The sequence below is a fragment of the Gilliamella apicola genome (genome assembly GCF_003202655.1).
Taxonomy (GTDB): Bacteria; Pseudomonadota; Gammaproteobacteria; order Enterobacterales; family Orbaceae; genus Gilliamella; species Gilliamella apicola_R.
Window position 1 is genome coordinate 26039 of the sequence record NZ_QGLR01000012.1, and the last position, 14866, is coordinate 40904.

General features: G+C 31.6%; 23 protein-coding genes and 3 pseudogenes. 4 read left to right on the top strand and 22 right to left on the bottom strand.

The window, feature by feature from the left end:
* Positions 1-30: 30 nt before the first annotated feature.
* The 13 genes and pseudogenes from DKK70_RS09905 to DKK70_RS17610 form a co-directional block, all read right to left on the bottom strand.
* Complete coding sequence (locus tag DKK70_RS09905; RefSeq protein WP_219999749.1) at positions 31-342, bottom strand: hypothetical protein; 312 nt, start codon at positions 340-342, stop codon at positions 31-33.
* Positions 335-637 carry a polymorphic toxin type 24 domain-containing protein gene (locus DKK70_RS09910; protein WP_110434107.1) on the bottom strand — a complete coding sequence of 101 codons (303 nt, stop codon included), beginning with the start codon at positions 635-637 and terminating at the stop codon, positions 335-337. Before DKK70_RS09910 ends, DKK70_RS09905 begins: the two co-directional genes overlap by 8 nt.
* A gap of 24 nt (positions 638-661) precedes the next feature.
* Positions 662-796, bottom strand: a pseudogene (locus DKK70_RS17600) (RHS repeat-associated core domain-containing protein); the annotation flags it as partial.
* 714 nt (positions 797-1510) lie between these two features.
* A complete protein-coding gene (locus DKK70_RS09920; RefSeq protein WP_110433858.1) occupies positions 1511-1732 on the bottom strand; it encodes a hypothetical protein in 222 nt (73 codons plus the stop codon).
* A 10-nt stretch (positions 1733-1742) separates the two neighbouring features.
* Positions 1743-1979 (bottom strand): annotated as a pseudogene (locus tag DKK70_RS09925) (TNT domain-containing protein); the annotation flags it as partial.
* A gap of 1051 nt (positions 1980-3030) precedes the next feature.
* Entirely contained in the window at positions 3031-3315 is a 285-nt protein-coding gene (locus DKK70_RS09935; RefSeq protein WP_110433860.1) for a hypothetical protein, read from the bottom strand.
* A 184-nt stretch (positions 3316-3499) separates the two neighbouring features.
* Positions 3500-3772 carry a hypothetical protein gene (locus DKK70_RS09940; RefSeq protein WP_110433861.1) on the bottom strand — a complete coding sequence of 91 codons (273 nt, stop codon included), beginning with the start codon at positions 3770-3772 and terminating at the stop codon, positions 3500-3502.
* 122 nt (positions 3773-3894) lie between these two features.
* A complete protein-coding gene (locus DKK70_RS09945; protein ID WP_110433862.1) occupies positions 3895-4566 on the bottom strand; it encodes a hypothetical protein in 672 nt (223 codons plus the stop codon).
* A gap of 30 nt (positions 4567-4596) precedes the next feature.
* Positions 4597-4941: a hypothetical protein gene (locus DKK70_RS09950; protein WP_219999750.1), complete on the bottom strand. Its 345-nt coding sequence runs from the start codon at positions 4939-4941 to the stop codon at positions 4597-4599.
* On the bottom strand, positions 4895-5047 hold the full coding sequence (locus tag DKK70_RS17605; RefSeq protein WP_110434108.1) for an RHS repeat-associated core domain-containing protein: 153 nt from the start codon (positions 5045-5047) through the stop codon (positions 4895-4897). Before DKK70_RS17605 ends, DKK70_RS09950 begins: the two co-directional genes overlap by 47 nt.
* 101 nt (positions 5048-5148) lie before the next feature.
* A complete protein-coding gene (locus tag DKK70_RS09960; protein ID WP_110433864.1) occupies positions 5149-5382 on the bottom strand; it encodes a hypothetical protein in 234 nt (77 codons plus the stop codon).
* A gap of 29 nt (positions 5383-5411) precedes the next feature.
* Entirely contained in the window at positions 5412-5621 is a 210-nt protein-coding gene (locus DKK70_RS09965) for a hypothetical protein (RefSeq protein WP_110433865.1), read from the bottom strand.
* A 49-nt stretch (positions 5622-5670) separates the two neighbouring features.
* Positions 5671-6024: an IS3 family transposase gene (locus DKK70_RS17610; RefSeq protein ID WP_181415979.1), complete on the bottom strand. Its 354-nt coding sequence runs from the start codon at positions 6022-6024 to the stop codon at positions 5671-5673.
* A 407-nt stretch (positions 6025-6431) separates the two neighbouring features.
* Here DKK70_RS17610 and DKK70_RS09975 point away from each other — a divergent pair, with 407 nt between their 5' ends.
* Complete coding sequence (locus DKK70_RS09975) at positions 6432-6776, top strand: helix-turn-helix domain-containing protein (protein ID WP_110433867.1); 345 nt, start codon at positions 6432-6434, stop codon at positions 6774-6776.
* A 77-nt stretch (positions 6777-6853) separates the two neighbouring features.
* Here the strand turns inward: DKK70_RS09975 and DKK70_RS09980 are convergent, their stop codons facing one another.
* From DKK70_RS09980 to DKK70_RS10005, 7 genes and pseudogenes are all read right to left on the bottom strand, one after another.
* Positions 6854-7402, bottom strand: a complete 549-nt coding sequence (locus DKK70_RS09980) for a hypothetical protein (RefSeq protein WP_181415980.1) — start codon at positions 7400-7402, stop codon at positions 6854-6856.
* Between the two features lie 12 nt (positions 7403-7414).
* Entirely contained in the window at positions 7415-8032 is a 618-nt protein-coding gene (locus DKK70_RS09985; RefSeq protein ID WP_181415981.1) for an RHS repeat-associated core domain-containing protein, read from the bottom strand.
* Between the two features lie 596 nt (positions 8033-8628).
* Positions 8629-8742: an NADAR domain-containing protein gene (locus DKK70_RS17615; RefSeq protein WP_219999767.1), complete on the bottom strand. Its 114-nt coding sequence runs from the start codon at positions 8740-8742 to the stop codon at positions 8629-8631.
* A gap of 268 nt (positions 8743-9010) precedes the next feature.
* Positions 9011-9430: a hypothetical protein gene (locus DKK70_RS09995; RefSeq protein WP_110433868.1), complete on the bottom strand. Its 420-nt coding sequence runs from the start codon at positions 9428-9430 to the stop codon at positions 9011-9013.
* A 71-nt stretch (positions 9431-9501) separates the two neighbouring features.
* Positions 9502-9609, bottom strand: a pseudogene (locus DKK70_RS17620) (IS3 family transposase); the annotation flags it as partial.
* 281 nt (positions 9610-9890) lie between these two features.
* On the bottom strand, positions 9891-10169 hold the full coding sequence (locus DKK70_RS10000) for a hypothetical protein (protein ID WP_110433869.1): 279 nt from the start codon (positions 10167-10169) through the stop codon (positions 9891-9893).
* 128 nt (positions 10170-10297) lie between these two features.
* The gene (locus DKK70_RS10005) at positions 10298-10621 is read right to left on the bottom strand and encodes a hypothetical protein (protein WP_110433870.1); all 324 of its coding nucleotides are present in this window, start codon (positions 10619-10621) and stop codon (positions 10298-10300) included.
* A 333-nt stretch (positions 10622-10954) separates the two neighbouring features.
* On the opposite strand from DKK70_RS10005, the gene DKK70_RS16810 reads away from it, so the two are divergent.
* The 3 genes from DKK70_RS16810 (at position 10955) to DKK70_RS10010 (ending at position 12376) form a co-directional block, all read left to right on the top strand.
* Positions 10955-11095, top strand: coding sequence for a hypothetical protein (locus DKK70_RS16810; protein WP_181415982.1), 141 nt, complete (start codon positions 10955-10957; stop codon positions 11093-11095).
* A gap of 779 nt (positions 11096-11874) precedes the next feature.
* Positions 11875-12042 carry a hypothetical protein gene (locus DKK70_RS16815; protein WP_181415983.1) on the top strand — a complete coding sequence of 56 codons (168 nt, stop codon included), beginning with the start codon at positions 11875-11877 and terminating at the stop codon, positions 12040-12042.
* 1 nt (position 12043) lies between these two features.
* Positions 12044-12376 (top strand): tail fiber assembly protein, encoded by a 333-nt coding sequence (locus tag DKK70_RS10010; RefSeq protein ID WP_110433871.1) that lies wholly within the window; start codon positions 12044-12046, stop codon positions 12374-12376.
* Here the strand turns inward: DKK70_RS10010 and DKK70_RS10015 are convergent.
* Positions 12373-12900, bottom strand: coding sequence for a tail fiber assembly protein (locus DKK70_RS10015; RefSeq protein WP_110433872.1), 528 nt, complete (start codon positions 12898-12900; stop codon positions 12373-12375). The two genes, DKK70_RS10010 and DKK70_RS10015, sit on opposite strands and share 4 nt — an antisense overlap.
* Positions 12901-13174: 274 nt before the next feature.
* On the bottom strand, positions 13175-14815 hold the full coding sequence (locus DKK70_RS10020) for a prophage tail fiber N-terminal domain-containing protein (protein WP_110433873.1): 1641 nt from the start codon (positions 14813-14815) through the stop codon (positions 13175-13177).
* Positions 14816-14866 lie beyond the last annotated feature (51 nt).

Genomic DNA, 14866 nt, shown 5'->3' on the forward strand with positions numbered 1-14866 from the left:
TTTGTTATTTAAATTCTATTCGACTACTAACTATTTGTACTTATTTTCACAAATAATTACACCTGATAATCCTACTGATGAATTTATATAAAAAATTAATAAATCAGTATTTATATAATTTTTTAAAAAAGGATAATCTTCCATTATGGGAACTGGCAGTTCATTTGTTTTATAACTATTGATTTCAAATATAACATTTTGATCTGAAAAGAAATTAAATTCAAACTGAAGAATATTTGAAAAAATAATCTCTTGAGAGTTATCACAAAGTAATTTTAAAATATTTTGGCTTTTATCATGATAAATACCATTAATACTTATATCATGATAATCTTTATACACATGTAAATTTTCCATTTTTTGCATCATCTATTAACGATAAATCATCAGAATCAATAACTCTTCCATCACTCCTTACTTTATTAGGGGCTTTATCTGATGGATAATCCCAATCATGAGCATGAGGATCTCCAAAACCATGATCATGTCCAAAATCTATATCTTTTACAGGATTACCATTAGAATCATAAGTTCTTATTTGAATTATATCTCCTGTTTCTGGATTTGTTTTAACAAGAGTTCCATTACTAGGACCATAGACACCTGTTCTACTTCCTTCTGGTAATCTACTACTCATTGGTTTTCTCGCCAACCCAAATGGATCAATATAGAAATTAATATCCTTCACATATCCATAAACATTCAGCCCACCATCTATCCCAATCGGGTCTTTACTAATATACGCGCCTGTTTTGGGGGAGTAGTAACGGAAACGATTATAATAGCGTCCTCCAAGTTCCTCATACTGACCAAGTTGCCTGAAAAGTTAGAAATGCTTATTGTTAAAGCTATCTTCCCGTATTCTACCATAAATATCAAACTCTACCTGCCAAACAAGCTTTCCTTTTTCATCGTAATCCTGAGCGGGACTTTAAAATAATCAGATAGAATAAAGTAGGTGTTATCATCCGATATTTTAGTAGTTGGCACTAAACTAAACTTCCATCTTCATACAGCCAAATAGTAACGTTATGGGTCGGTTCAGTGTAACTATCCCCTAAAATAGTACATAAAAAAGTAGAAACTTCTCTATAATATTTTTATGACAACCCTAAACAAAAAGGTCGATTTTTCAAAATAAGAAATTCAACAATTTCTAACCACATTAAACCATTTTAAACATTTAGAAGATTACCAGCAGCTAGGTTATACGCTGCATTCACTTGGTAATATTATGCAAACGGCTTTACTGGCTGAAATGGAACATCCTAAATATTCCAACCATAATAAATGGGATATGTACAATCTTCTATCTCTTATCAAAAGCCTGGTTCCTAGTAACAAATTGGAATTGCTTGATAAACTCAACGATTAAACAGAAGAGGCTGTCCAAAAGAAGGATAGCCTCATTTTTATAAATTCTTTTCAATTAGTTCAGAAAATGAGTTTGAATATAGTTCTTCATACTCATTATCATGATAAGAAATTAGATCATTTCAATTATATATATCTATTTTTTATTTTTAACAAACTTAAATATTTTGAAATGTTCTTTATCATTTATCATTAATCTTGCCATAGGAACATCTATCATTATATTTCCACACTTACATTCAGAAAATGTTTCGGGCAAACTATTTACATTGGTATTACACAATGTACATTCATAATAAATATTTTTTCCTGTAGGATAGCCTTTCTCTTTTTGATAAGTTATATATTCTTTTTCCATTTTTATAATTCTAAGGACATATTATCTTTCGATCAACAACTTCCAAATGCCCTGAATCAATTAAATCTCCTATTGTTTTATTTTTAGTAAAGAATTGTTGAGCTTCTCCTTTTTTACCTAACCAAGGGGTTATATCTCCAGCATCAACTTCAAATAATTTCTTAACTCTATATGTTGTTAATATGGTACCTTCTTTTACTGGTAACATAGCCCTATTTGTAAAGGGAACTCCTGACTCTGCTAAGAATTTACCTCTATGATTAAAAACTCCTTCAGTGTCAAACTAACCACCATATCTATCTAACAACATACCTTGAGATAAATTTACTGTATTCCTACCACCTGAAAATCCATCATTTTGAGGCCATGCAAATTTTGTAAATTTTCCGTCTGAATCATGCCATCTACCAGTGTTATCAATTTTATATGGCGTACCTTTAGGTTAAGCCATCAACCCGAACGGGTCAACCTGTGTATTAGAGCCGTGAGTTTAAGCGTATAAATTTGGGTTATTCCCAGCAAGTCCGATAGAGTCTTTGCTTATATAAGTTACTGATTTACTATCGTAATATCGGAAACGATTGTGGTCTAACCCTGTGTATCCTTTTTCTTCGCGCGAGGTTTTACGTTTAGCTTCATTCTGTTACAGTTGAAATAAAAAGATAAAAGTACAATCAAAAAAAACAGATACCTTTTCATAGAATCAAAGATAAATTTTTTCTTCCAAATGAAATAAAAAGATTAGACGTATTTTTAGTAGTTTATAGAGGATGCTTTCTGAGTTGGCGGATAAACAACTAAAAAACGTACGAGGTCTTTTGTAACTCGTTACAAAAACGAGCTTTAAGCGGTGTTGCGAGCAGTAAAGCGAGAGTGCAAGCGCGAGCGGTGAGATCTTGCCAAAAATAAAATCCATTCCTTAGACTATTTTGGCGAATAAACTGCCCGTGAACGGTGTCACAGGTGGTTTACTTATTTTCAAATGAACTTCGTCGCCGTGGCGCGCTGCACCAGTCTGCGAGCAAAAAGATAAACTGTGGCGGATGCGCCAGCAGACGAAGAAACAGCGGATGAGGAGAAGCGAAACACGTGAAGAGTGCAAGGGTAAGCAAGCGTTAGCGAAGCTGGAGCGCAAGCACCGGAACAGAGTTTAAGCGTTGACGAATGCCTTCTACAACTCATGCGTTCCCTTATCCCTGAAGAGGAACTCGAACTCCTTGATAAGAAAAATAGTTAAATGAAAAAGCCAACTTTTATAAGTTGGCTTTTGGTGTTATTTCTATTCTATAAATAATATATTATCTATTATTACATATTAACTCAAAACTTTTTTTAGGAATAAACGAAAATTTACCAAGCAAAATTATTCTTCCTGTCATACCTATATCTATTGTAGGAATAGATTTTTTATACATTAAAATATCTAAAATTTTATAATTAACTTCATTAATATTAAGATCATCTTTAAAAGTTGTAAAAATATCTCCAATATTTAAAACATCTCCTTCTATAAATCTTCCATTTACCCAAAATGAATTAATATCTATTTCGCCATAGAATTCAACTTGAAATATATTTTTCATAATATTATTTATTTACATAATGCTTTTGTTCTTTTAACAAATTCATTTATTTCTGCATCAGACATTGATCCTAATTGTTTAAATGTATTGGATAGATCCCCAATAGATACTTTAGTAGGAACATCATACCCCATTTTTTTAAGATAGCTGTTGCATCCTTTGCGGATATTTCAGCAGTTGCTAATTACCTTAAATCATTTGGTAACATATCTATTCCTACTTTATTTTCAAATGACGCTAAAACATTACCATCTAATATTTTAGATGAATCTATAGCACCTTTATCAAATATTTGTACAACAGCCTCTCCATAATTAGAAGAATGATTAGCAAATATTGTTGCTACTCTTGGTTCTGTCATCACAGGTGTTATACCTATTCTTTGAGTAGCATTACTTCCATTAAACCCTATAGGTGTACCTCTAAAAAATGGATCCAACCCCAGCGCGTCGACCATCCTATTAAAGTCATGAGTATACGCATTCGAGTTATTCCCAGCAAGTCCGATAGGTTTTTTGCTTATATTAAGTTACTAATTTACTATCGTAATATCGGAAACGATTGTGATAAATTATCCCTTTATAAAATTTCCTCTATTGAATTTCTAAATATTTCATTCTCCTTAATTTCATTAGGAAGTTTCTTAATAAACATATCAAGTTCATCTTTTCCTAAAAACTTTTCAATATTAAATAAGAATAGAGGTAAATTAGATGATTCTAATGTATTGCTTAGCTTTACTAAATAATTATTTGATAAATATTTTAACGCTATATTTTTATCAATATTTAATACAAAAGAAAATATATATGGATATTCCGAACTATATTTAACTAAATATTCTAAATTATCTTTGGTATAATTAAGAGAATTATTATCTATAGAACTGATATACATTTTTAAATCATGTTTTTCCTGTTCAATTAATTTAACTCTATCAATTATATCTTCAATTTCTAAAATTTTATTTTCAAACAATATACATTCACCAACTTTGTGAGCTCCATCCATATAATCAAATTTAAAACCTTGTTTAAGTATTCCCTTTGGTGCATCTTCTGATAAAAAAAACACTTCATTAGCTATTGTTTTATATCCTTGATCTCTTGGTGAAATATCAAATTTAAAAGCAATACTCCATCCTTGTTTGCTTTCAGGTAAATATATTTGCGTATATAAAAGTTTAGTTGAAGGCAAAAGCCTTTTTTCTCCGTCAAATATATTTTTATTCCAATTAATTAAACATTTCATAATTTCTATTTATATTTTACTCGATGAGAATTAACACTTGTAACTTTGGTAGGTTTTTTTATTTAAATCATCAATTTCTATAGCTCTAGATTTTCCTATTCCATCCAAATCATAATCAGCTATACATGCCTTTTTAGCTATATCATTATCTATTTCAAATCCTACTACACAAAATTTACTATCTCCTTCTAAATGGCCTAATTTATGACCAAATTCTACAGCACCTTCATAACTTTCTGCAAACCATTTAGCCATCATTCCTCCACTATCTCCTCCCATGCGCCATCCATTTTCAAGAGTATCAAAATACTCAGCTCTAGTCATAGTTCTAAATAATTCCATCAACCCAAACATTACTATCATGCGTATACGCATACCAATTTGGGTTATTTCCAGCAAGTCCGATAGGGTCTTTGCTTATATAAATTCCTGAATTACTATCGTAATATCGGAAACGATTGGAATATGTACAATCTTCTATCTCTCATTAAATGCCTTATTCCCGAACCTGAACTGGAACTCTTAGACAAAGTAAATAATTAAATGAAAAAGGCTGTCTCTTTTTGAGGCAGCCTCTTGGTTTTATAAATTTATTTTTAATTTTTCTTTTACTAATTTTTTAATTTCACCCTCGGTCATTTCAAATTCTGATCCTGCATCTATAATCATAATATCTTCAACAATATCATACAAATCTTTGTCAGATATTTTATGCTTCAAATAAAAATCAAAAGCATATTTAGTGGCTAATTCTGAACTATAACCTTGTTTGAATATAAGCCGTAATCCTTCTATAAATTCTTCTCTTAAATCCATATTTCCCTACTAATGACATCCTTTATGGCTCAATGAACGAGTGATCCACAATACCTAAAACAACTATCGAGTAATTGATTATCAAACTCTTTTCCTCGGTCTGAATGAAATAGTGCGATTGAGGATAATATAGCTTTAATTTGGCTTAATGCTTGCATAACAAGCTCGGCTGTTTTGTGTTGTCCAATCCGGATATCTTTCATGCTGAGAGTGCGAGTAATACCCCCAGATAATTCCATTTTTGCCTCACTTTTATATAAGTCAAATCAGCGACAATGACATTTGTTTTCAAGCTAACAGTAAAATTTTATTGTAAAAGATAGCAATTGCAAAAGAATTAACTTCTATAAAAATGTTTTTATACCGTTTTACGGTATGTTTTGCTCTCAATGATAATACTTTCATGACTTTAGCCACATAACAACGCGATAGGATTATACTTTGATTTGACAACGCTTTTCGTATCCTTCGCGTACCATAAGATTGATAGCTACGATTAAAAATAGATTGAATCTCTTGTGCATACTTTAAAACTTTTTTCTCAAGGCGCGTATTGCACTGATAATAAAAGTAATGCCTTGATATAGCTAAACATCGACACAACCAACTCAATGAATGGCGATGTCGATTTGATGGTATCACTGCGATTTTCGTCCCATTATCAGTGCGGCTTGCTTTAGGATTTCGTTTTCCATCAATAACCGTTTATTCTCTTTGCGCAAGGCTAGCAACTCATTATCTTCAGTACTTCGATTATCTTTAGTTTTGAATGAACCCGTTGTGGAGTATTGTGTTATCCATCTATCTAACGCTGATGGCGTTAACTCATACTGTAAAACTCATTCACTGCGGGTTTTACCTTGTTGATATAACGTTACCATCTGCTATTTAAAATCATCTGTATAGGTTCGTCTTTCTCGTCGTATTATTTTCATCGTATTTTCCTTTTTTGGGGTAGTTTATCTTATCCCTTAAAAAAGTTGTACGAATTAGTGTAGCCTATCCAAGTTAAATCACGGTTTTTATAACCCTTTTAAGTGTTTTTTATTATGGATAATTTTGGTAAAAGAGTAGCCTCTTTACGGAAGGAAAGAAAGATGACACAAGATGAATTAGCTAAATTGTTGAATACTTCTATTTCTGTTATTGGCAGGTATGAAAGAGATGAAATGCCCCCTAGTATTGAGGTAGCTAAAAAAATTGCAGGTTTTTTAAAAACTACTGTAGGATATTTATTAGGAGAAACAGATAAAGCAGATTTATTTAAAGATCCAATTATGTTACAGCGTTTAAGTGATCTTGAAAATATGCAGAGTGAAGATAAAAACCATATTTTACATCTCCTTGATGGCTTTATTAAATCCGTAAAACTTAAAAATATTGCTGCACTGTAAAAGTAAAAAACCGCTTCGATGAAGTGCCCCCCAATAGTTGGACAACCAATTACTGGTTTTTTTTTTAAATGAAAACTTTAAGGATTGAGTTTATTATTTATATCTTTCTTTAACTCTTCAGCTTTTTTTAACATAGCAAAAGATTCTGTTTCATAAAAATTATCCTCAAATTCGTTATCTTTTATTTTTTTAATTCGCTCTTCTAATAAAGGAATAAAAGCAATAGAATTAAAATCTGAAAAACGGTCTTTGTATTTTATCAATATCTCTTTTAAATAAATAAAAATATCATTACAAAGTTTGTTACGCATTTCGTCCTCTGGAAAATTTATATATTCATTTAAAACAAGCATTTGGTCTATTACAAGTTTATCTTCTTTTTGTTTATATCGTGCATAAGACTTTAATTTACCTGCTTCAATATCTTTTATATCAAACAATCTCAAAATAATGCTTAATGATGTATGATGTCTATCTATTTTTTGCAATTGGTTAGATATAGATTCTTGCCACGCCATATTATTTAGATTGTCAATTATATATCTTACAACTTTTATTTGTTTTACATTATTTTCAAAATTTCCAGCGTATCTTGATTCGTAAGTTATCTTTAAAAAAGTACCCATAAGTTATTGTCTTTAATGACAAGTTTTGTTACCCGCAGGTAAATTACCGCCATTTTGTTTTTTATAATCTTCTAATAATTGATTTTCTAATAAACGGTCAGCTTGCTTAGTACCTCCTTGGTCAAAAAAGTCCATTCTTAGTCCAGCTGTTTGACCCTGTATAACTTTACCATTGGCATCTACTCCAACGGATTTAGCTCCTGATTTGTTTATTCTTGCCTCATCTAAAGCTATTGTAGAATAACGGTTTGCCGAATTTTTTGATTCCCCTATTTTATACAACTCGTCTTTTTTCATAAATACGTATGAAGTTGGCTGTGGTTGTCCTTTTGTATGTACAGGATACCAACCGTCGGCAGTAGTATAAAGTCCATAAACATCCAACCCGAATGGGTCTATCCACGTATTGGAATCTTTAACGTAACCGTACATTGTCGGGTTTCCACCTGCTAAACCAATCGGGTCTTGGCTTATAAAGTTACCAATATTTGGGTCGTAATATCTGTGCCTTTGGTAGCACAAATCTATCTCACTATCGTAGTATTGACCTTGGAATCTAAAAGGTAAGAAATGCTTATTGTTAAAGTTATCTTCCCAGATTCTACCATAAATATCAAACGCTACCTGCAAACAAGCTTTCCTTCTTTATCGTAAGCCTGAGCGGGGCTTTCAAAATAATCAGATAGAATAAAGTAAGTGTTATCATCCGATATTTTAGCAGTTGGCACTAAGCTTCCATCTTCATACAGCCAAGTAGTAACGTTATGGGTCGGTTCAGATTTATCGAAAATAAGCAATCCTAAATCATCAGATACAATTTAAGATTGCTCACCTAGCTCAAAGCTCCATTAGGTAATAAAACATTATTCCCTCAAAAAAGGAATAAATTTTTGAATTAACCATTTTAGCCGTTCTTCTTAAAGCATCATATTCAAAACGAATCAATTGGCCTTTAGGATTACGTATGACTTTGAGCATTTCATTGTCAAAAACTTACCAGCAGCATTAGCTTTAAAACTTATTAAAATCCTTATCCCTGAGGATCAACTCGAATTACTGGATAAACTAAGCAGTTGAAACATACAAGGCTGTGATTATTGATAGCCTTATATTTTTTTCTTTGCTTAAATCTTCTCTAACTTGCATTAAAACTTCTCCTAGCCAATTAGTGCCTTTCCATTTTTAGGATCTAAAATATCAGGATTATCTTCATTCATACCTACTCCTCAAATAATATCATGAGGACTAGCTTCGACTAGAATTTTATTTCCTGTGGAAAGTAGAATCTTTTTTAAATGCTCATTTTGGTTAAATTTTGCAAAATTCCCTTGATAAAATATCTTTTGTGCCTATTCATTCCATATAGATAAATCAAGAAAATTTACTTTGCGAGCTAATTCTTTTGGTATTCTTGGTTATTTAGTTTCTAATATTTTTTTAGCTATTTCTACATCTTTAAATAATAATGCTTTTGAATACATCATTCATTGTTCTGCACCATTGAAAAAATTATGATCTATAATAAAATTACATAGATACCATTGTGAGAAAATATCTTTTGTACGGTAAAAGAAAAAAATTATTCATTTAAATGTTATTATTTTGAAATCATTTGTTCATTATAGAATTTAACCATTTATTATAGAACTGATCTTGTTGCTCTTTGGTAGCAAATTCATAAATATCAATATAATCAAAAATATTTACTATGTCTTTGTTTAGTGATGGTTCTCCTATTTTTAAAAAATATGCTTTATGTCCTCCCATATTCATCATCATTGGTGAAGGATATACATTTATTAACGAACCATAACATTGTAGTCCTATATATTTATCTAATAATAAATCTTTTAATTCTTGAAATACAAGGAACCAATATTCTCCTTTTTTTTTGATTTCTTTATTATCATAATAAATACTTATTGAAACCACATCTTCTTCATCACTCTCAAACAATTCTAGGTTTAGATTTATTACTTTATTATTCTTTAAATCTAATCCTTTAATATTTAATACTTCTAAGGACATTCTATTTTTGGGGGATTTTAAGGTTTATAATTAGGATTAGATATTAATTCATCTGGAATGTCTACACTTTTTTATACAACAAAATTAAGGAGTAACTGTTTATTAAATGTTATAGTCGTCAAGTAACCTAATGATGAATGCAGTCGATTGTTGTTGTACCAATATGCATAAGCAGAAAAACGTTGTCGTAGTACATTGCCTTAGTTCATTCGTATTGGTGAATATCTCATTTTTGACAAATTCAGTTTTAATTGTCTTAAATATCGCTTTAGCAACAGCATTATCGTAAGGACATCTTTTATGGCTCAATGAGCGAGTGATACCCAATACCACAAATCAACTATCGAGTAATTGATTATCAAACTCTTTTCCTCGGTCTGAATGAAATAGTGCGATTGAGGATAATGGTGTTGACTAGTTGAAACAAAAAGGCCAACTCATTTTAATTGGTTATTATTGTTTAGTTATTAATTTTTTTTACCCATTTTTCATAATTTTGAATAATGGATAATAATTCAGTTGTGAGACTTTCTTTATAATTCCATGAATCAATTATAAAATATGATATTTGAGCGCCATCGATTAGCTCAAAATAATTATTCGATAACATATTTTTTTTTACATTATCTAAATAATTCAAAATAATATCCCTTTGATTTTCACTTACTTTAATATCATGAATTGAAGAATTTGAAATTTTTTCAATTGCTTTATCCACTTTTAATAATAAATTATTCATACTTTTCGCTCTAAAAAAGATCTCACCATGCATTATCTGCTGAATCTAGTAGATGTTTTTTGAATTTTGCTATACAGATAGGTATTTAAATTACGCTTGTTCCCTGTAAAGCCAAAGTCAACCTGCTTCTATTCTTCTATAATTTTATATTTATGCTGGTTTTGCCAAGAAATGATTTTAATTTTTCCGTCAATAATTCCTTGATCTCTATAATACAAGATTAATTGAGCGGGACTCCAATCTTGCCCATCTGCAAATAATACTTGATAATTTTGCATTAAATTTTTAATAATGTGGATTCTTTGTTGCTCTGTATCAACTTTTTTAATAAAAAAATCATTCTGTTCTTTTATAAAACCTAAAGCTATTAATAGTTGCTGTAATTTTACATCATCACATTGTGCTACAATACGTGAACCAGCTAACTCATGAATTAAAATATAACTTTTCATTTAAATAATTCTATTTAATCTTTTGAGGCTATTTAGAACAATAGCTTTTTTCTTTATACTTTGCAAAAATCTTCGCTAGCCTAAATTAAAACTTTCGCTAACCAAGTAGTTGCTTTCCATTTTTTAGGGGAATAGATATCTGGGCTATCGCTAATCATTCCATATGGCTAAATCGAAATTTTAAACCTGACAACCTTATTCTTTTTGAGTTCTAGGCTCTTTTGTTTCTACAATTTAAGAAGCAATTGCTTAATCTTTAAAAAACGAGTTTTTAAATAGACTATACATGGTTCTGTACAATTAACATAATGATTTTATATAAGAAAAAATGTAGTGTATTTTGATGTAGATGATGCAGTAGCAAAAGTTGCTTATAAAGCAGATCACTTAGATGGAATAGGTTCTGTGAGGGCTATTGAGGTTGCTGATTTAAATGGAAAGACTGAAGTTAAAAAGTTAATTCAATTAAAGTAGAGTGTAAATAATAAAATCACTATTTAATTGGGATAGGACTATATTTGATGGAGAAAAAAGACTTTTACCATCAACGAAGGTTTTACATACTCAAATTTATTTACCAGAGTTAAAAGAAAGTTGGATTATCGTTTTTAAATTTAATATTTCGCCGAGAGATTAGAGATATAGGACAATAGCAGAGGAAGAATTTTTTTGTCAGAAAAAGCGCCGAAAAAAATATTAAAAGAAGGGTTCGAATTTAACTTTATGGATGGTCCAAACATTATTGGAGAATGTATATTGTTTCAAGAAAAACTTATTTAAATGGACGATGTAATGGAAAAAATTAAATTCAACGAACAGGAAAACATAAATAAAAAATGCTCATTAACTACGTGAATAATAATTCTTTTAGTTATCCAACAAATCAACTTAGGTTTTAATTAAATAGAGTTCGGATTAGCCATACAATTTTCTTTTGTGTAAAAAATTGTTAAAAACATAGCCATAAAGTATCTATCAAACAAGTAGGTGATAATATTTCTTTTGAAAAAGTACCGACTGTCAATGGTAAATCTGTAATTACTGATTTAACAGATGTTAATAATAAAATTAACTCAATAAATACAAATTTAAATATTCTCAATAATCGTACTTATGTTGTTGAATCATACCATAATGATAACGCGTGGTATCAAGTTTATTCAGACGGATATATTGAACTATCTGATGCTCAGTATATAGAAACGAAGAGCATTAATGCGGTAAATGGAACATTTATTAATTTATTAAAACCAATGAAATCATATCATTATGGAATAAGTGTTGATAAAGTTAATAACGGACCATGGGCACAAACGGAGTTTGCGTATGCTGAGGTTTATCCAACTGGATTTTGGCTTGCTTCCTACACATCAAGTATTCCAGGAGCAGTGATGGTTCGTTGGACAGTAAGAGGATATTAACATGACTATTACAAATCAAGAATATGCAGAAATGGCTATTAAAGCTAATAAAGAGGGGAAAGAGTTAAAATACGAAAACGGCAAATTAACTCTCGTTGCTCCCGAACCAATGAAGTTTACAGAAGAGCAAATAATCTTTCAAAATCAGCAAATTAAAGAATCTTTATTCAAAGAAGCTAACAGCGAAATAGATATACTCAACGATAAAATAGAGTTCGACGAGGCGACAGATGACGATGTTGCAATGTTAAAAAAATGGAAATTGTACCGAATTAACTTTAAGAAATTGGACGCAACAGATATTAAGGCCATATTCCCGATAAAGCCCATTTAGGGCTTTTCAGGAAATATTACAGCAATATTTGATACATCAATGCGATTTAGCAAAACTCGATATTTTTTCCACGCGTTCAATTTGTCTTCATCACCGTTTTCTGACATGTCCAAATCTATCGCGTCTTGTAGTATGGATATATTTTCATTAGCCTCATTTAATAGTGAGTTTTTTAACATTTTATTCTGTTTTACTTTAAATGCGTTTTGGTCATCTTCATCTAAAACCCATTTTTTACCGTTCCATTTTGAAAACTGAAACGGCTCCAGTGATGTAAAACCTTCTTTTATTTCTCCTAAATAATCGATTTTAACCGATTCTTTAGTTTCAATATCGAAAACTATTTCATCACGATGATCCTCAACTAAAACCCATGTACCATTTTTCTCGCATGGGTGAAAGCCTTCTTTAAACTCTGGCGCAATCCGTAATGCATTATCTGGTGGTAACGTATCATCGTTAGCGTCTAATTGATGTGTATATGGTTTTAGTGCATTTGTGTTATCAAAATAATAATTAATCATAATTTTTCCTATTTAATTTCTTACCTACTCGCCAAGTAGGTAGTGCAGAAGATGACGCCATCAGAAATATTTGGGCCAGATATGGCAATTTTATAGTATCGGCATTAGATGCCACAGGAGCATTTAATATTAATGCAATCGCGTCTCCGGCGTACGATGGCAATGCGCATGGTTGGCACGTAGATATTCTATTTGATGCATCACGAGTTGTGCCGACAGCACATGAGAATCGCCCGATTAATATTGGGTTAACACCAGTAATATACCTTGGTGTTTAGACGCCCAAATAAATCGTAGGGGTCAGAGCAATATTCAGTGGTCGATTTTCATGAGCAGTTGGAACAAACCATGATGCATTAAATAAAACCGATTGCTCTGGGTAATCAGAATCCGACACGTGACAAGTAACTGGATAATTTCTATTATTCAATCCAGAACCATCGTCATTTCGAAATTTTCTGAAGACACCGTTCGGCACGGTATCTTTCCAGTGAAAAATATGGTGAATTTCGCCATACAGATTTCTAATTGCGTCATCCTCAGCACTACCTACTTGGCGAGTAGTTCCATTTGCAGGTCTTTCAAAAAATCCTCTACCATCTGGTGCAAACGCGGACGGTACATTAATATATTGCTGACCATCAATTTCTTTAATTGTTATTTGATGATCACGTTTATAATTAGCAGATAACCCATTTAAAGCACGACCTTGTGGTGAACTTAACAGATAGTTATCACCGTTTCTAAAATACCAACCAAACGGCAATTCACCAGCACGGAACGGCATCAATCGAAATTCACCGATTGCATCTTTAAAGACTACATGATCACCTACTGAGTAGGTAGGTACGCCATTTACTACACTTTTAGTTGCAGGTAAAGCTCTGGCAATATCGGCTGAAATATTATTTGTAGTTATTTGCTCTACCCAATTTTCCCAAAATCCGCCTTCAGTACTACCTCTATAATTTCTAATAAATTGACGACCTGATTTATAGAGTGTATATATTTGTACACAGCTTTGGTTGCCCTCGGTCAAAGTCGGTAAAATTATCAATGACCCTGCCTCTTGAATCGGGTAACCTAGTTCCACGAGCGCCTTAGCATCATGTTTTTGATAATATATTCCTTTAGCCAATGCTCCTAGATGGTTGGGAGGTATATTATCTAAATCGCCGCAATATCGCATAATTGTCTGCGGGTCAATAGTTGACGCCCACTCTTTTGCATTGTCAGCACTATTTTTTGCGGCTACCGCTGATGATTTTGCATTAACTTCAGATGTATTTGCGGATTTAGCACTATTTGCCGAGTTTATAGCTGACTGGTTAGCCTCTTTTGCCGAATTATTTGCATTATCTGCATAAATTTTCGCAGTATCTGAACTTGTAGTTGCAACACTTGCTGCATCTGTTGCTGTTATCGCCGATTTTGATGCTAATTGTGAACTTGTTGCTGCTTCAGCAGCACTTACTTTCGCCGCATCGGCAGATGATTTCGCATTGGTTTCTGATGTATTAGCATGGTTAGCACTATCTGCTGATTTTTTCGCTGATGTATATGAATCTATTGCTGATTTTATTGCTTCATTTCGAGCATCAAAAATCTGCTTTAAAAATTCAGGAGTTAAGTCACTTTCTTCGGGATTAATTAAATAATCGTTTAATGTACCATCTACTGAATCAGAATAAATATTGATTTTTCCAAGTCGCTTTTTGGGGAAACCGTTAATGATTAAGCTAACTTCATATTCACATGGCAATACATTCATTGAATATTTGCCGTTCTCAGACACTTGAAATGTTTGCGTTTGAGTTAATACTTTGCTAGTCGTTTTTTTTGCATATAGTTCGATAGTGCAGTCATTGATAATTTGACCTGCACCATCCGTTAAAATTCCTGATATTTTTGCCATATTTTCTTCTCATTTGTTTAATGACATTTAGGTGTTTAATGTCATAATAGA